The 17,181-nt window shown below is 43.6% G+C and carries 20 protein-coding genes and 1 pseudogene; 4 read left to right on the top strand and 17 right to left on the bottom strand.

All coding sequences use genetic code 11. From position 1 onward, the window contains the following. Positions 1–38 precede the first annotated feature (38 nt). The 6 genes and pseudogenes from ACVC9U_RS02625 to degQ form a co-directional block, all read right to left on the bottom strand. Positions 39–428 (bottom strand): hotdog fold thioesterase, encoded by a 390-nt coding sequence (locus tag ACVC9U_RS02625; RefSeq protein ID WP_075751278.1) that lies wholly within the window; start codon positions 426–428, stop codon positions 39–41. Positions 429–444: 16 nt separating this feature from the next. Further along, positions 445–1,083, bottom strand: a complete 639-nt coding sequence (comA, locus tag ACVC9U_RS02620) for a two-component system response regulator ComA (protein ID WP_075751279.1) — start codon at positions 1,081–1,083, stop codon at positions 445–447. A gap of 86 nt (positions 1,084–1,169) precedes the next feature. After that, positions 1,170–3,486 (bottom strand): annotated as a pseudogene (locus tag ACVC9U_RS02615) (ATP-binding protein). A 20-nt stretch (positions 3,487–3,506) separates the two neighbouring features. Then, entirely contained in the window at positions 3,507–3,677 is a 171-nt protein-coding gene (gene comX / locus ACVC9U_RS02610) for a competence pheromone ComX (protein ID WP_075751281.1), read from the bottom strand. Then, on the bottom strand, positions 3,661–4,560 hold the full coding sequence (locus tag ACVC9U_RS02605; protein WP_441390101.1) for a polyprenyl synthetase family protein: 900 nt from the start codon (positions 4,558–4,560) through the stop codon (positions 3,661–3,663). Before ACVC9U_RS02605 ends, comX begins: the two co-directional genes overlap by 17 nt. 188 nt (positions 4,561–4,748) lie before the next feature. Next, the gene (gene degQ / locus ACVC9U_RS02600) at positions 4,749–4,889 is read right to left on the bottom strand and encodes a degradation enzyme regulation protein DegQ (protein ID WP_003184860.1); all 141 of its coding nucleotides are present in this window, start codon (positions 4,887–4,889) and stop codon (positions 4,749–4,751) included. Positions 4,890–5,374: 485 nt separating this feature from the next. Between degQ and ACVC9U_RS02595 the strand changes: the two genes are divergently transcribed. After that, the gene (locus ACVC9U_RS02595; protein WP_009329512.1) at positions 5,375–5,722 is read left to right on the top strand and encodes a YuzC family spore coat inner layer protein; all 348 of its coding nucleotides are present in this window, start codon (positions 5,375–5,377) and stop codon (positions 5,720–5,722) included. 42 nt (positions 5,723–5,764) lie between these two features. Here ACVC9U_RS02595 and ACVC9U_RS02590 read toward each other — a convergent pair whose 3' ends face one another. From ACVC9U_RS02590 to ACVC9U_RS02560, 7 genes are all read right to left on the bottom strand, one after another. After that, positions 5,765–6,985 carry an EAL and HDOD domain-containing protein gene (locus ACVC9U_RS02590; RefSeq protein ID WP_003184864.1) on the bottom strand — a complete coding sequence of 407 codons (1,221 nt, stop codon included), beginning with the start codon at positions 6,983–6,985 and terminating at the stop codon, positions 5,765–5,767. Between the two features lie 178 nt (positions 6,986–7,163). Further along, a complete protein-coding gene (locus ACVC9U_RS02585) occupies positions 7,164–8,633 on the bottom strand; it encodes a nicotinate phosphoribosyltransferase (protein WP_003184866.1) in 1,470 nt (489 codons plus the stop codon). Positions 8,634–8,650: 17 nt separating this feature from the next. After that, positions 8,651–9,202, bottom strand: coding sequence for a cysteine hydrolase family protein (locus ACVC9U_RS02580; RefSeq protein WP_003184868.1), 552 nt, complete (start codon positions 9,200–9,202; stop codon positions 8,651–8,653). A 184-nt stretch (positions 9,203–9,386) separates the two neighbouring features. Then, a complete protein-coding gene (locus tag ACVC9U_RS02575; RefSeq protein ID WP_003184870.1) occupies positions 9,387–9,788 on the bottom strand; it encodes a YueI family protein in 402 nt (133 codons plus the stop codon). A 94-nt stretch (positions 9,789–9,882) separates the two neighbouring features. Further along, positions 9,883–10,131 (bottom strand): YueH family protein, encoded by a 249-nt coding sequence (locus tag ACVC9U_RS02570; protein WP_003184872.1) that lies wholly within the window; start codon positions 10,129–10,131, stop codon positions 9,883–9,885. 73 nt (positions 10,132–10,204) lie between these two features. After that, on the bottom strand, positions 10,205–10,426 hold the full coding sequence (locus ACVC9U_RS02565) for a spore germination protein (protein ID WP_003184874.1): 222 nt from the start codon (positions 10,424–10,426) through the stop codon (positions 10,205–10,207). 56 nt (positions 10,427–10,482) lie between these two features. Then, complete coding sequence (locus ACVC9U_RS02560; protein ID WP_441390100.1) at positions 10,483–11,592, bottom strand: AI-2E family transporter; 1,110 nt, start codon at positions 11,590–11,592, stop codon at positions 10,483–10,485. Positions 11,593–11,780: 188 nt separating this feature from the next. Between ACVC9U_RS02560 and ACVC9U_RS02555 the strand changes: the two genes are divergently transcribed. From ACVC9U_RS02555 to ACVC9U_RS02545, 3 genes are all read left to right on the top strand, one after another. Further along, positions 11,781–12,215 (top strand): Rrf2 family transcriptional regulator, encoded by a 435-nt coding sequence (locus ACVC9U_RS02555; RefSeq protein WP_441390099.1) that lies wholly within the window; start codon positions 11,781–11,783, stop codon positions 12,213–12,215. Positions 12,216–12,385: 170 nt separating this feature from the next. Further along, the gene (locus ACVC9U_RS02550) at positions 12,386–13,282 is read left to right on the top strand and encodes a prolyl oligopeptidase family serine peptidase (RefSeq protein WP_003184882.1); all 897 of its coding nucleotides are present in this window, start codon (positions 12,386–12,388) and stop codon (positions 13,280–13,282) included. Between the two features lie 146 nt (positions 13,283–13,428). Then, positions 13,429–14,892 carry an esterase/lipase family protein gene (locus ACVC9U_RS02545; protein ID WP_075178253.1) on the top strand — a complete coding sequence of 488 codons (1,464 nt, stop codon included), beginning with the start codon at positions 13,429–13,431 and terminating at the stop codon, positions 14,890–14,892. On the opposite strand, the gene ACVC9U_RS02540 is transcribed toward ACVC9U_RS02545, so the two are convergent. The 4 genes from ACVC9U_RS02540 to essA are packed head-to-tail and all read right to left on the bottom strand — an operon-like array spanning position 14,889 to position 17,181. Beyond that, positions 14,889–15,419: an HD domain-containing protein gene (locus tag ACVC9U_RS02540; protein WP_003184886.1), complete on the bottom strand. Its 531-nt coding sequence runs from the start codon at positions 15,417–15,419 to the stop codon at positions 14,889–14,891. The two genes, ACVC9U_RS02545 and ACVC9U_RS02540, sit on opposite strands and share 4 nt — an antisense overlap. Before the next feature lie 53 nt (positions 15,420–15,472). Next, positions 15,473–16,240 carry a (S)-benzoin forming benzil reductase gene (locus tag ACVC9U_RS02535; protein WP_441390098.1) on the bottom strand — a complete coding sequence of 256 codons (768 nt, stop codon included), beginning with the start codon at positions 16,238–16,240 and terminating at the stop codon, positions 15,473–15,475. Positions 16,241–16,260: 20 nt separating this feature from the next. Further along, positions 16,261–16,716 carry a hypothetical protein gene (locus ACVC9U_RS02530; protein ID WP_075751291.1) on the bottom strand — a complete coding sequence of 152 codons (456 nt, stop codon included), beginning with the start codon at positions 16,714–16,716 and terminating at the stop codon, positions 16,261–16,263. A gap of 12 nt (positions 16,717–16,728) precedes the next feature. After that, positions 16,729–17,181: a type VII secretion protein EssA gene (gene essA / locus ACVC9U_RS02525; protein ID WP_441390097.1), complete on the bottom strand. Its 453-nt coding sequence runs from the start codon at positions 17,179–17,181 to the stop codon at positions 16,729–16,731.

Here is a 17,181-nt window from a genome sequence, read left to right as displayed (position 1 = left end):
AAGAAAACTCGCCCGTAAAAGGCGAGTTTTCTTTATGTTTACGATGAAGGACGGCTGATGACCGCCATCGTGCACCTGGACGTGCAAATCAGGCTGTCTTGCTCATCGCGTATTTCAATTTGAAACACCATTGTTGATTTGCCTACATGCAGAGGCGTTGCGACCGCTTTAACCGTTCCATCTTTCACCGATTTAATATGGTTGGCGTTGATCTCAAGCCCGAAGCATGCCTCCTCTTTTGGATCGATATGCTGATATGCCCCGATGCTTGCCACCGTTTCAGCAAGCGCAACGGACGCACCTCCATGCAGATAGCCGAATGGCTGACGCGTTCTTTCATCGACAGGCATGACCGCAACACACCGCTCTTTACTGCATTCCTTCAACTCGATTCCCAACGCTTCAAGAAGTGTATGTTTCGTTTCCATCACAATCGTCCCTTCATCAAAGTACGCCTTCAGATTTCGCGATTAAAACAGCTTCTGTTCGTGATCCTACATTCAGTTTGCTGAATACGGAAGTCAGACTGTATTCGATCGACCGCTTGCTTAAATGAAGCGCATCAGCAATTTCCTGATTTGTATAGCCTTTTTCGACTTCTTTTAAGATCAGGCATTCCCTTTCAGTCAAAAGATCGTGCTGGGTCTGCTGGCTGTTTGACTTCGATTTTTGCTGTGTAATCAGCTGCTTGAAATAATCAAAATCGACGACAATTTTATTATCCAGCACCTGATATATGTACTCTATAATCTTTTCCTTCGATTCCGTTTTGCTGATGGCGCCGTGCATGCCGGAACGAATCGCCTCTTCAAAATAATCTTCGACTTCATAGCCTGTGTAAACGATAATTTTGCATGATGAACACGTCTCAAGGATTTTCTTAGATAGGTCCATGCCGTTGATTTCACCCAAATTTAAATCCATTAAGATCAGGTCATACGCAGAAAAATCATGCTTCTTGAGAAATTGTTCGCTGGCTTCAGGGCTGAGGCAATCGACAACAAAGTCCTGGTTCGTTTCAAGAATTGCCTTCGTCCCCTCCATGACAGCCGGATGATCATCGATCACAAGTAATCTTCTCATAATTTCCTCCCTTTTGCGTAACCTTGCCCTATCACCATTTTATAGAAAAAACTTGGCGGATGCCAAGCAAAAATGTTAACTAAACATTACAATTCCATTTCAATGGCGACCCTGAAGCCTTTCCCTTCTGCTGTCTGTATATCCAGACTGCCGTTCAGCGCGCGGACGCGCTCGCGAATGCCCGACAGCCCCATGCTTGCGCTGTTTTGATAAAGCTTGTCCGGATCAAAACCGATGCCGTCATCTTCATAATGAAGAACCACTTTTTCTTTTATGCAGACAAGCATAATCAAAACCTCATGAGCTTTCGAGTGTTTAACCGCATTGCTTAAAAGCTCCTGCACAATTCTGTACAAATTCAGCTGCGTGTCCAGATCGAGCACCTTTGAGAACCTTTCCGTATTAAGGCGGATCTTATCGATCGATGAGGACTCCTGATGCTGCGCCGCCAGTTTCGAAAGGGCTTTGACCAGTCCGAGATCGTACAACAGCTGCGGCCTCAGCTCCTGGCACGTTTCCCTTGTCGTCTGGATGACGGTGGACATTTGCTCATTCATATTGATGAGCCTTTGCCTGATTTGATTCGTACAGACTTTATCTTTTTCAAAATCAGCCAGAAACATCTCGCTTTGATGCTTCAAGGAAATCATGTCCTGCAGCACAGAATCATGAAGATCACGGGCTAAATCAGATCTCTGCTTCTCTTCAATCGCAAACATCAATTTATTCAGCCACGCCGGATTCGGCCCTTTTTTTTTCACATGTTCCAGATGCTCCATCAGCTCGCCGATTTTCAAGACGTTCTCCAGGGAAACACTCGTATAAAACGCCAGCGTCTCAAGCCACGAAATCTCATCGCGCGTCAGCCTAGGCGTATTTAAAACCGACAAACACAGCATGACATAAGACGTCCCGCCCCGTTCACCGATCTTAATCAAAAATCCGCGGTCGACTTCGACGATTTTGCCGATGTCGGTGATGACCTTGGTTACTTCTTGTTCGTACGGGATCCAAGGTTTTTCTTCTGCATCATTCTCTAGCATCGATACCGATCCATCGTTTTTTACTTTGAGCATATAAATATTATTAACAAGAAGCACGTCCAAAACGATTTGTTTTAACTCCATTAAAACTTGATTTAAAGACGTAAATGTTCGAATGGTTTGAGTAAATTTAAAAATACTATCCTGGTAGTTAAATTTTTCTGAAAAGCGCTTTAGCCGAAAGCGGAAATCAATAATTTCTTTTAAATAGAAAACGCCTACCATGATAAGATATGTAAAGATTGTAACCTGTACTGTAAAAAATTCTCCTTCTTGATGCTTAACAATGGCTAAAATAGTAATAATTAAAGAAGTTGGAATTATAGCTAAAAAACTATAATATTTCAATCGACCAATTAAAAATTCAATATCATATATTTTATTAGACATAAATTGATATACCAAAGATAAAGGAATCAGCAACAGAAACGGGGATACAACAATGGCCGAAAAAATATAATCACCAAAGACCAGCATAGGAAGTACATAGAAAAACAAAAACGGTACCAATGCAATGAAGTTCATCAACATTAATATTTTCAATAAGTAGGACTGTTGAGAATACTTGAATTTAATTAAGGCATATGTAATCAGAATAAAAACAATAACCATCGAAATAAAGAACGACAATAAGTTTATGCTTTTCAGAATACTTCCCTCAAATTCAAATATGTATAAACCAGCTTCAAGTATGAGGTTTATAAATGGTATTAAATAAAGTAAAAAAAACTTTATTACTGAAAAATGTTTTCCCTATCTCTTTAAAGTATTGATATATAAAATGTAAGTAGCTAGTTGGAACAGCTAAAAAAGTAAGTATATTTACAAATCTACTAAAAGTGTCACCTCTTGCAACAGCACCTGCACTGACATAAGCTATAGAAGTAATAAGTAGAAATAGGACTAATAAAAATGCTGAAAAGAGATTTTTAGATTTGTTTACTTTAAAAATAAAATACACACAAATTAAACATAAAAAGTAAAAAATCAACGGTATGATAAATATAAAAAAACTGTCATAACTGACTAAATCCAAATACATTAGAGAATCATTCTCAAATACTTTCCCATTTCTTTCAATTGTTAACGTTAAAACGTTTGACAATGTATATTCTTTATCTTTTTTAAATGGAACCTGCTGCCCATTTATTCTATGAATGATATCTCCTTCTTTTAATTCTACATAATCAGCGGCTAAAGTGTGTTTTTTCACTTCCACAACTTCTAGGCTGTGTTCATCAAGGTTTTTCACCTTTAACCCAACTAGATTATTATTAAAACTAAGATAGCAAACATAGAGAACATAAATAAAACTTAACAATATGAGAACTAGTGAAACCTTGTTATAATATGACTTCATTTAGAAATCCCTACTATTCATTATTTGAACCATAAATTAGGGTAAGGACCCCAACCTGCTTCAATTCTTTTAAAACCTTCAATTAAACCGAAAATTTGGTCTTTATCAACACCTATAAGACTGGCTTTACCAGCAATAACCTGTTCCAACACTTCTGGGTGTTCAACCAAAAAACTAACGATCTCCTGCATAAGACTCTCCTCGTATAGACTCGTTTAAAAGCGAAGCCATCAAACGTTCTTTCTCCATATTTCCCAACTTCAGCTCCTCGATTCCCTTCTTAAATTTCTGAATAGCGAGCTGATTCATAACATACATATACTGAGTGACGCCTGCTGCTTTCAATTTCTCTTTATAGCATTTTATTTCTTTATCGGCAATTTTATCCTCAGTTTCAAATGTTTTTAACAAATCAATCGACGGCTGGTTAAATTTTCTTGACAAATATAAGTACGCAAGCGTCCGCTTTTTCTTGGCAATATCGCTTTTTGAATCATAAAAAAGTGCTTTATAATCATTTTCAATTTGTGAAGCAATGCCCAGCTGGTAGGCGTACTTTTCAACCGCCGGGTCAAATTTACCCGTAGCAAGCATCGCTCCCAGCACGCATGGCAAGGCTGTCAGCGACCCGGATTTACGCTTGATCATGTCAAGACACTCATCTTCAGTGGCAGGGCGGTTGCTGAGATCGTCATGCTGTCCCTGCATCGATTGAAGTATATATTCCATCAATTTTTCAAAAAACACCGGTTCTTTCGACACCGAACCGATCACTTTAATGCTTATTGTATAAAGCGCAGTCGCCGCATTCATTGCGACTGAACTGTTGATTTTCATCCAAGGTTCATCGGGGCTGTCTTCATCCTCTAAATCATCGAATATATCAAACGCAAGAATCAAGAGTTCAATGCCTGCTCCAAGGGTTTCTGCCGCATCGGTGTCCGTGCCGCCGAAACTTTGGTAATGATAAAAAGCAAGCTCGCTGAAATGCAACTGGTCCTTTGCATCTAGAAAAGCGTGCAGCGTCCGATTTAAGTCCGCATTGGGAATCTCAAGGTCTATAAAATGATTCATTCTTTGCTTGATTTTACTGTGATCTAGACAAAAAAGCTTAGAGATGGTGCTCTCTCCTTTCTTAATATTTTACTAAATCAAAATCCCGATTGACAGAGCAATTTTTTTATTTAACAATTATATAATAATTTATCCTTTTTTTGGGTTCGTTTGCACACAAAAAAAAGACTTGTCTGAAACAAGTCTTTTTACGAGGTTTTTAAATATGTGTACTTATCGTATTGATCAATGCTTTTGTTAATCTTGCGCAAGGAGTCCTTTGTTTCTCTGATTTCATTCTCTAGCCGCCAAAGCAGTTGTTTTAATTCTTCAATTTGTTGCTTTTCCACCGGTTCCACACTCCTTTTGGAAGATCAATCAATTTGTGTATAGTGAACGAGTCATAGGTATTTGATCTGTTAATACAAGTTTAAAGGGATTTGGTTTCTTTTTCACCGAAAAGTTGCATATAAATTCATGCGTTACACCGCAAACTTTAAATAGACCATAACACCCATTTTACACAACTTGCGATTAGTTCTCAAATCCTAATGAAACATAAAATTTTTGTTTGTTTTTCAAGGAGTCAAATAAAGATCGCATATAAACCCCTTTATCATCGCAAGTTCAGTTGTGTTTTGTTCGTTTTGCAACCTTGAGTCTAAAGTAGTAACTAGCGGGGAATAGAAAAACTTGAGTGTTCACGGAACGCAGATCGGGTATGCGCCACCGAAAAACACGCAATAGACCGACACGCATTTCGGCCCTTATAAAAAACCATCCCTTCGCCTTACACCGCAAAAACCGCAATTTGACCCGTAAAAATTGAAAAGAGGTGTTCATATTGCTTCCTCCTCATTGCTTTTGGATGCATCCATATCAACACGTCAGCTGCCGGCAGGTCTATCCCGAAGTTCAAGTCAGCGCCTTATTGCGCTCGGCAAAAGAAGCGGAGAGCTTGATGGCTGACGGACAGAGAATTTTAAGCAGGCTTTCAGCCTCGCGTACTTTGGCCCAGCAAATCATGACGGCTGCCCAAAGCAACCAAAAAAATAACGTGCTGGCCGCGCTCAGGCAAACCGGCGTCCGCAGCCAGCTTGATGCCTCATTCGATCCCGACGGCATTCGCATCATGCTCATCAGCCCCCGCAGCAGACTATTCCTGCTATTGCGTTGGTCTTAGCGCAAAAAAAATTCCGGTCCCTAAGAAGGAGCCGGAATTTTTTTATAAGAGCTTTTGACACCAATCAACAGCTTCAAGATAGCACTGGTACGCTTCATCTTTAGTTAAGCCTTCTGTCTCCGGTGTGTTGTCTTCCCATTCGTTTCGTTCGATCGATTTTGCAAGCCGCAAGATTTTTCGGTAATCATTTTCTTTTCCGAGCAGCGCCTGACCCACTTCGTCTGTCAGCGGCAGTTCGCTGACGACTTCCGTTAGTTCTTTGTGCAGCAGTGTATCGATAAATGAAAACATGCCTGTCAGCATATAAGAAGCCGGCTGAGGGCGGTTCGTTTTTTTTGCCAGCAATTCGCAAAGCTTCGCGCGGATCAGCGAAATCTTGACGACTTCGTTCTTGCTGGAGTTTTGCTTTTTCGTTAAATCCTTAAATGAGAGGATGAAGATCCACCTTTTGATTTCTTTAAATCCGAGAAGCACGATAGCCTGGCGGATGCTTTTAATCTTTTGGATCGGCCGGTTGGCTGGAGAATTCAACAGCTTCAGCAGCTGGTAAGAAAGCGACAAATCGCGCTCTATAATATTTGTGACGTTTTCAATATCAGGCTGATCTTCGCTTAATTCATGCAGCAGCTCATAATAAGCGTGGAAATGATATGTAATGTCCTGACCGTCAATCACGACAGGCTCGCTGAAGAAATAGCCTTGAAACAGATGAAATCCGTCTTTTACAGCCTGCTCATACTCTTTTCGCGTCTCCACTTTTTCAGCGAGGAACGTCAGGCGGTGGTTACGGCATGATCGAAGGATGCTCTGTCTTTCCTGCTGCGTCGTTTTGAAAAAATCGATCTTCAAAATATCAATGGATGCCAAAAGCTGATGGAGCAAGTCCCTCTTCACGCGATGCTTTAAACAAAAATCATCGAGTGCAATCGTGTAGCCGAGGCTTTTCAAATGCCTGCACCTTTCGATAAGCTCAAGGGTAATCGGCACATCTTCAAGGATTTCCACAACGAGCTGGTCCGGGTCAAAATACGTCGGCAGCCCTGATGCCAAAAGACCCTCGGTAAAATTCACGTAATACCTTTTGCCTTCTGTCAATTTATCGATTCCAATGTTTAAAAAGCTGTTAATCATTAATTCTGTTGTCGCTTGATCACCGTCAATACCGGAAAAAAAGTTTTTCTCGCTTTCCCTGTATAAAAGCTCGTATGCGACAACTTGTTCTTTTCTGTTGAATATTGGCTGTCTGGCAACGAATACCCTCATTCTTCTTCCCCCTAGCGACTGAGGTGCCTTCGCTTTTAAGTATATCAAATAATTGGGCAAATCCCGTCTGCTGTATAAAAATTCACCCAAATTTGAACTTAATATTGAAAAACAGATAATCCCCGAAGAAATTATCTGTTTCAATCCCCAGTTATGTTAAAAACTATCGTTTACAGAGTCAACCTTGATCCAGACCTTTTTTCGCCTTGATTTTCGCTTCGTGAATTTGCTGCATCTTGTTGTTCCAGCAAGCTTCGCTTAAATCGACAGGATATTCTTCGGGCTTGCTGATCCGCTTATACTCTTCCCAAAGCAAACTGAGATTTTCTTGAACATACCGCTTAATATCCTGAATGCTCGGATTCTCATAGACAAGCTCGCCTTTTTCAAAGATCGGCTGGTGAAGATCTTTCGCATCAAAATTCGTCACAAACTTGCTGATAAACGTATGAACGGGGTGAAACATCTTCAGCCGCTCCTGTTCATTGACCTTTTCATAGTCCAAAGCGATATAATCGCCTTCTGAATGATGGTTCAGCTGATTGATGATTCTGTACACCTTTTTCAAGCCTGGAGTCGTCACTTTTTCCGGATTCGAAGAAATTTTAATCGTGTCTGCCATCTTTCCGTCTTCTTCGATCGAAACAAGTTTGTAAACCGCGCCGAGAGCCGGCTGGTCGTAAGCGGTAATCAGCTTTGTGCCCACGCCCCAGACGTCGATTTTTGCACCCTGGGCTTTAAGGTTCATAATCGTGTACTCATCAAGATCGCTTGATGCAACAACTTTTGTATCTGTAAATCCGGCTTCATCCAGCATGGCTCTCGCTTTCTTCGACAAATAGGCGAGGTCTCCGCTGTCCAGGCGGATTCCCGAAAATTCAATTTGATCGCCGAATTCCTTTGCTACTTTGATCGCATTTGGAATGCCGGAACGCACCGTATCATATGTATCGACCAAAAAGACACATTTTTTATGGGTTTCCGCATATTTTTTAAATGCCGTGTACTCATCGCGATAGGCCTGTACAAGCGCATGGGCGTGCGTGCCTGATACCGGAATGTCAAACCGCTTGCCGGCGCGGACATTGCTTGTCGCGTCGAATCCGCCGATAATCGCGGCTCTTGCTCCCCACATCGCCGCGTCCATTTCATGCGCGCGCCTTGTTCCAAATTCAAGCGCCGTCTCTTCTCCGATCACACTTTTGATTCTCGCCGCTTTTGTGGCAATCAATGTTTGGTAATTCACAATGTTGAGCAGAGCCGTCTCAATCAGCTGCGCTTCAGCCAAAGGCGCTTCGATCCTCATGATCGGTTCGTTGCCAAACACGATTTCGCCTTCCTGCATAGAATAAAGCGAACCGGTGAATCTCATATCTTTTAAAAAGCCGAGAAAGTCATCTTTAAAGCCCAGCTCTTCTTTTAAATAAACTAAATCGCTTTCAGTAAATCTGAAATCCCGCAAAAATTCAATCGCTTTTTCAAGACCGGCAAAAACGGCAAAACCGCTGTCAAAAGGGAGCTTTCTGAAAAACAGTTCAAATACGGCTTTCTTTTGATCAATGCCGTCGCGCCAATACGTTTCCGCCATATTAATTTGATATAGGTCTGTGTGTAGTGCTAGACTGTCGTCTGTAAAACGGTGTTCCAACCTTCATTTCTCCTTCCTCAATCTGACACTGAGGCTCCCAGGGTGTTTGCAAAATGAGAAAGAGCCCAGTCGTGTCCGTCCGGGTTAAAGCTAGCCACTGCGTTTTGATGAATGACAAGATTAAACCCTTTATTATAAGCATCTACTGCGGTATGGAGCACGCATATATCTGTGCATACGCCAACAAGGTGCAGTTCTTGAATATCCCTTTCACGAAGCTTCAGCTCGAGGTTTGTCCCGGCAAAAGCAGAGTACCTTGTTTTTTCCATGTAATAGACATTCTGATCGTGTTCGTGTTTTCGATAAAGCTTTTCAAGCTTCCCGTATAAATCCTGTCCTGATGTACCTTTTATATTATGCGGAGGAAACAAACGGGTTTCCGGATGAAGCGTATCGCCGGCCTCGTGTGAATCGACTGCAAATACGACATAATCGCCGTTTTGAATAAACGTATCCGCGAGACGCGCCACGGCGTCTTCGATTTTGCGGCCGGGTTCCCCGCACGTCAGCTTACCGTCAGCTGCGACAAAGTCATTCGTATAATCTATACATATAAGAGCTTTTTTCATTGCCGCCCTCCCCGCCTTTTGTATGATAGGTAACATTATAACTTATCTAAACGGACAAGTGAACGGCGAATCAATCGAATATGGCTGTCAAGCCGCGCCAGCAGCGGTTTTTTCTTTTTCAGAAAAAAACAAAAACCACGGGTTCGGGACCGCCTTGCGGAAGGCGCGTGCGAAAACCCGCACCTCATCTCTTGTTTAAAACCGACTGCTCAAAGATATCGTCCTGAACATAAATCGATTCTTTCTCTACGGCCTCACGCGCCGCGAGAACAAGTCCAAGGGGAGTGTCCGATTGCTGATCGGACACGATCGAAAAAGGGACGCCTTGCTTATTGGACTCCTTGATGTAAGGAGATAAATGAGAGTAGCCGATTTCGCCGTTAAGCAATAATGTTGCATCCGCTTTTGAGCCAAGCGCATCGATGACTTCCCGGTATGCCTTCGGACGCAGCACTTGTCCTTTAGTCAATGCGATGATGACCCTTTCCCTCAGCGAGCCTAAAAACAGTCTGCGTTCATCCGGCTTCGTTTCGCGTGGTCCGTACATTCCCTGCTGTAAATATTGATCCAATGATTGGTCGCTCACGTCTTAGACCCTCCAGTTTTATCCTGCTGGCAGCGTTTTTTAAGCTGCATTTTTTTATCAGTATGCCCACGAAAACAGCGGGCATGAGCCCGTGCTACATTTCGGTCACCCATTGTACGATCTTTTTGGACAGCTCCTCGGCCGCATCCGACTCAGCCACTTTCGACAATGACCGGTCAAGCTTTTCGGCGAGTTCTGCTTTTTCTTCCTCATAGGAAATCAGCGTGCTCCACTCCAGTTGCGGCACAGCCACAAGCGTATGAAATTCCTTTTTATTTTCATGGAGGTAAACGTCTGTGATCATCTGATCTTCGTTTAAGATGTTTGCCTTCCTGATTTTCATCTTTGTCACCTGCCTTATCTATCTTTTTTTCCATTATACTATAAAAAAGAAACAGCCTCTTTAAAAGAGGCTGTCACAGGTTCAATGACTGGGAACCGTCCATCACATCCGCATCTGTGAAGGTCGTTTTATTGATATCGTTATGAATCAATCCGTAGTCCCCTGTTTGAAATGTGCCCGCTCCTCCTCCGGAGGAATCCGTGCACTTCGGGGAAATCGCAAACACATCTCCAAAAAAGGCTGCGCTGTCATCAACGACTCGCCTGATAAAAATCGGTCCGACAATTGCCGGCATTTTCACACCTCCGCCATTTAATTTATTAGCATCATATGTGAAAATGGGCAAAACGTTCAGACTTCAGCATTTTCCGCCGTTTCTTTTTTATACCTCTGCCTTAAACGGACAAGGCGGACGATATTCAATGTAAAAGCCTTGAGCAGGGCATAAGCCGGAACGGCCAGGATCATGCCGAGAATGCCTCCGAAGCTTCCGGCGCCGATTAATAAAAGGATGATCGTCAGCGGATGCGTATTCAAGCGGCGGCCGATAATCAGCGGCGACAGCAGATTCCCGTCTGTCTGCTGAACGGCAACGACGATGATCAGCGCGATCAATGCTTTCGTCGGCGAGTCGAGAAATGCGATAATGACGGCCGGCGCCGCTCCAAGAAACGGTCCGACATATGGAATAATATTCGTCACGGCAATGATCAACCCGAGAATCAACGCGTATTTCACACCGGCGATCCAAAAACCGATGAAGCACGCCGTTCCGACGAACAGACAAACAATGAGCTGTCCTTGAATGTAAGCCGCCAGCGTCTCGTACAAATCCTTAAAAATCTTCAGCCCTTCATTTTTATACTTGTCAGGCAGGATCTTGACAGCCAAATTCGGGAAACGGTGGCCGTCCTTCAGCATATAAAACAGGATGAACGGCACGGTAACAGCCGTGAGCGCAATGTTGGTCACAACGCCGAATACAGAAGTCAGGCTCCCTGTAATATTTTCAGGCAGGCTCGTCAAATATTCGCCGATTGAGCTTTCGATTTTGGCAACCGATACGAAGTCCTGATTCATTATCCAAGTGAACCACTGCGAATTCGACATTTGCTTAATGAAAATCTGGATCTGTTTCACATAGGAGGGGATGTTGTTGAACAGATCGGTAACCTGCTTTGTAAATACAGGACCGACTGCTGACAATACAAACCCGATGAATGCCACAAACACCAAATAGATCAGCAGAATGGACAGCGTTCTCGGCAGCTTTTTCTCAAGAAGCCGCACGATCGGATTGAATATAAAATACAAGATTCCCGCAATTAAAATCGGAGTAAATAGAGTCGATGCAAATACGATGATCGGTTCGAAAAGAAAAGACACTTTTGTCGACACATAAATGATAAGAAGAACCAATAAAATTTGCAGCGTCCAAAAATGGGTTTTTGATTTTAACAAGCTTTGTTTCCTCCCGGCTTTTTTCATTAATCTAAAAACTACTATTCACACTAACGTCTGTCAACTGTTTTCCTTCCATTCATACGAAAAAGCTTTGACAGGGTTTCATATTTCAGCGCCTTTTGAATAAAAAAGATTGACAGCTCCTCCTGTTGTAATTATCATGATTACAACAGGAGGGTGGTTTGATGAAGATCAGCAGCAGATTTACGATAGCCATACATATGTTATCCTTGATGCACGTCCGAAGCGACCATTTGACATCAGAGCAAATCGCAGACAGCGTCAATACCAATCCGGTCATCATCCGCCAAATCAGCAGATTGCTGAAAAAAGCGGGCTTGATTGAAGTAAAGCGCGGCACAGGCGGAGCGCACTTATTACGGGATGCCGGCGCCATTTCTTTGTATGATGTCTATAAAGCTGTCGAAGTTGTCGGTGAAGGCGAACTGTTTCACACTCACGAAAACCCCAATCCTGATTGCTGGGTTGGCGCGAATATCCACCAGGTTCTTGAGCTTGTTTTATTAAAAGCGCAAACAGCCATGGAGAATATACTCAAAGAAATGTCTATAAAGGAATTGACTGATCTGATCATCCAAAAAAAGAATGCTTCTCAGTGAGGCATGATTTTTTCAACTCGTTGTAATAACTATACTTACAACAAGCATCTGGCACTGTGTTTTTTTCACCTCGTTGTAATATTGTTCATTACAACGGAATAAAAGGAGGTGGTTCCATGTGATCAACACAGGCAAATTCGGATTTCCATCACATTAAGGGAGGACTTAACATGACGAATCATATAAAAGAAATCAACTGGGAGCAAAACACCAACTCTTACATTCAGCTCATACCGAATATTGAGTACACAAAAGTGGAAGACACTTCTTTGACATTACATTTGCTGGTGTACCGCAATCCAATGGATGCGTTATTTAACAGGAAAGGCAATCAGGAAACATACCCGCTGATCATTTATTTGCAAGGGTGCGGATGGGGCTGGACAAAACAGGATACATCCGCCTTTATCCCCCAACTGGTTCCATTTGTCGAGCAAGGATATGTCGTGGCAAGCGTTCAATACAGAGGCAGCGGAGAGGCGGTGTTTCCGGCTCAGCTTCATGATGTGAAAACAGCAGTCCGCTTTTTAAAAGCAAATGCCGCCCGCTATAACATCGATCCTGATAGAGTCGGAGTCTGGGGGGATTCTTCAGGCGGCCATTTGGCTCTTTTGCTTGGATTGACCGAAGGAATTGAAGAATTTGAAGGCCCGGACGAATACCGTCATGTATCGAGCAAAGTCGATGCGGTTGCGGACTGGTTCGGTCCGGTCGACCTTCTGTCCATGAGCAAGTATCCGTCCATCTTCGATCATGATTCACCCAATTCACCGGAATCCAAGCTGATCGGCGGAGCTGTTCAAGAAAACAGAGTACAGGCGAAACAAGCGAGTCCGATAAGCTATGTTCACAGGGAAGCGCCTCCCATTCTGATTATGCACGGGGATCAGGACGATGTCGTCCCTTATCAACAAAGCGTCCAATTGTTTGAAGCCTTAATAAAAGAAGGCCATGATGCCCTTATGTATAAAATAAACGGGGCCGGACATAACGGTTTTACCCAGGCTCATACCCTGGACATCGTCAAATCGTTCTTCCGCAAACATTTAAAGCCTGGAAAAGCCTGAACATTGAAGGCCGGATATCCGGCCTATCAGTGTATATTCCTCTCTTTTATGAATATTTTCTAAATTTTTTTCAGTATATCGGTATAAAGTTCACCTTCAGAAAATAAGATGAAAACGCTTACAAATAAACCATGAGGTGAACAACGATGAAAAAACTGGTGCTGCTCATGCTTGTTTTGCTGCTCGTGTATCCGCATGTATCGAAAGCGGGAGGATTTAAAGGAGGAGGCGGCAATCCGGGCTACTGGTTCGCGGGAGACCCTGTAGAACATCCCGATCCCGCAAAACCGCCGATTGTATTCGTCCATGGATTAAACGGCTCTTCAAGCGCTTGGTTTGACGAAAACGACATGGCGGAACAGGCCTGGAAAAACGGGTATGACGCGGCTTTTATCGATCTCCACCCCGATAAAGACATGCAGGACAACGGAGCGATGCTGGCCGCCAAACTGCGCGAAATCTACCAGTATTTCGGCCGCAAGGTGATTCTCGTTTCCTACAGCAAAGGCGGAATTGACAGTCAGTCGGCTCTTATTCATCACAACGCATACCATTATGTCGAGCGGGTGATTACACTCGGAACCCCCCATCACGGCTCACAGCTGGCAGACCTTGCCTACAGCAACTGGGCAGGATGGCTAGCCGATATTTTAGGCCAGAAAAATGACGCCGTTTATTCACTCCAGACAGGGTTTATGAAATCGTTCCGCGACCAGACCGACAATCATCCCAATCGATTGAAAACCAAATATTTTACCCTGGCAGGCAATAAAATCGGCGGGTTCGGCAGCGCTTTATTTTTCGGGGGCGTCTATTTAAACATGTTTGGCGAAAATGACGGAGCCGTCACTGAAAAAAATGCGAGACTCCCTTACGCCACAAACCTGGATACAGGGAAGTGGGATCACTTCTCAATTATTAAAGGAAACCTCACGTTTCCTGTATTCATGCCTTTACTGACGATTCAGGCAAATGCAAATGAAACTGCGGCCACCAAAGAAAACTTATCGTACCCTTTCATCAGAGGGGGGGAAAATCATGGATTGAAAGAAGAGGAGTTTGCCGTTGAAAAAGGCGTCAAGGAGATAACCGTTCACTGGCTGAGCAATCATTCCTCGGGAAATATCAAATTGACAGATCCACGCGGCAAGCCGTTCAAAGATTTTTCAATCGCAAAGACGGCGGATGTTTTTGAAGGGGGGGTCGTCCATTCCGCTGCCATCAAAAATCCCGCGGCAGGCACTTGGAAGATCGCATCATCCGTCAAACAAAAAGAGGCGTTTTTGTTCATTGTGACTTTCGATTCTCCTCTAAACCAGCAAATCAAAAACGCAGTCACCAGAGAATCGTCAAACCTTGCGAATGTTAAGGCGTCCGTCCGCTCGATCCGCTACGAAAACGGAAAACAAGCCGAGAAAAAGTCGCTGAAACCTGCTTCTATCAATGCGCTGCAAAACAGCCTGTCATTCAAAAAAGCCGGCATGTACTCGGTGACGATAGACCTTTCAGGAAAAACGGCAGACAACTCGCCGTTTAACAGGACGATCATCCGCTCTATTTATGTAAATGACAAAGGGGAAAAGTTTGAAAACAGCCCTTTGTCCGATTAAACCGTTCTTTTCATGGGAGATAAGGATTCATCGACCATGCGGTCAAGCTTCCGGATTTTTTCAAGCGCCAGCTTATGATCGATTTTGCGGTAATGGTGGTTTCCGCCCGGCTCTTCGTCCAGCTCATCCGCTTTTTTGACGATTTGCTGCAGCTTGTTTTTATCAAGGTCCCCTTCTGGCAAATAGGAATCCGTATGAAGCAGAATCGCCAAAGCAATCTCTTTGGCCGCTTTCCGATCTTCGCCGAGGCGGATGAGAAGCTTGTGGGCGCGCTCGGCTCCCTTTATTGCGTGAATGTCGTTTTGCTTGTATTTTTCATAATCCCATTCTCCGTCGGTGTACCATTCATAATGGCCGATATCGTGCAGCAATGCCGCTTTTGTCGCGATATCGGGATCTACTCCAGCTCGCACCGCCAGGCGGTATGCGTGATAGGCGCAGGCTACAGCATGAGCTACACCGGAACGAGTTAAATATTTTTGTGCGATTGGATGGGTGAATACATCCATTAAAGTTACGTTTCTCATGTAAACCCCTCCTTTATATATTTTTAGAATCCTAACATATTTTCATGCAAATCTCAATTGATCTGGCACATCATATTCAAAATTGATAAATAAAAAAACTCTTTAATATCATACACTCTGCCGTTTTCAAAGTCGGTCTCAAGCAGGTCGAGCAGAATGCCGGCCACATAAGAGGTGCTTCTCAGCTTTCCTTCTGTTTGATAGGTTTTGAATCGTTCAATTTCATGAAAATCTTTTTTCGATGATGAACGGATAACCTCTTGCATACCGGTATCCATGATCCCCGGTGAGAAAGAAATCATCTTCACCGGATCAGACTCATCTTCCTGTTCAAAGCCGAATGTTTTTGTGAACATATCGAGCCCCGCTTTTGAACTGCAGTAGGCGCTCCATCCTTTATAAGGGTTTTTGGCTGCGCCTGATGATATATTGACAATCGATTTCTTGCCTTTGTATGGCTTGAGCCATTTGGTAAACAGCTGGCTGAGAATCACCGGCGCTAACAAATTCAAGTCATAATGCAGCCTCAGCTCTTCCGGTTCAGCTTCAACGGCGCGCTTGATCGGCGTCACCATGCCCGCATTGTTGATTAAAGTGATCGAAGCAAAATCGCGGGCTTGGACAGATTCTGTCAATTGCCGAAACCATTTTTCTGTTTCAGCGAGCTGTGTCAGATCGGCCTCATGCTGGATCAGCCTGTCATGACTGACTTCAGACTTGGTCCTTGAGACAGCGTGAACAATATGGCCTTTTTGCAAAAGTCCTTCGGCAATCGCGGCGCCAAGCCCTTTTGACGCTCCGGTAACAATGGATAAATGCATACGGCGTCCCTCCTTATCCATTATTGTACTGATTCATCAGCCTGCTTCTCAAGTGCAGCGGTTTTCTGTTCCGGAAGAAATGCGGCGAGCACGTAAAAAACCGCCGTCAGTAAACTGAACCATTCGAACACAACCAGCTGAAGAGCGGCCCCAAAAACAAGCAAACCTTGCGTCCATGAACCGCATTTCCCTTTTAAAACGCGAATCAAAGCAAAGATCATGATGGCAAGTGCCACACTCGAGCCTAGCAAGCCATAACCGTAGTGGAAAAAGTCCGCCATTGCCTGATCGTGTTCCTCCCTCAGCGATGGGTATATCAGTAAAATGATGCCTAATGTGCCGATGACCACAATGTAATAGAAAATGGATTCTAATATTAGCAGCCCGTGTACTGCCACAAGCATTAATAACCAAATCGCCGCCAATGCAAAAGCTAACCATGCAGACAGCACCTTATAGAACCTCGGATTTTTCATTGTTGAGCGCTCCTATTTTTTCTGCTGACCGCTGACTTTCGGAATCAAAAAGAACAGACCGGCGATGCATAAGAGGATCAGCAGACCGTACAAGATGGGCAGGAAGATGGATTGCCGGCTTTCAGCAGCGTCATCTTCCCGTCCTGATAAGGACGGATTTGCCGAGAATGACAGGTCAAGCTGCTTCAGCTTTGACGCCACGGAATTGCTCTCATTCGTGAAGCTTCCGGACAGGCTTTTCAGCTTTTCGATGGCATCTTCTTTTTTCGAATCTGTAAATGAGAATTCCTTCAGTTCTTCTGGAATTGATATTTTTTCTTTGTATTCCGTCTCTTCTTCCTGAAGATAGTCCGTCTCGATTTTAATATCCTGCTTTTCATACTCGTTTGGCTTTACATAGACTTTATCGGTTTCCTCCGCCTTCACGATCGGAGTGAAAAGAAAGAAGGAGAGCATGACTGCCAT

Source organism: Bacillus sp. GM2, assembly GCF_056155945.1.
Note: the sequence above shows the minus strand (reverse complement) of the source record. Positions and strands in the feature narration are given on the sequence as shown.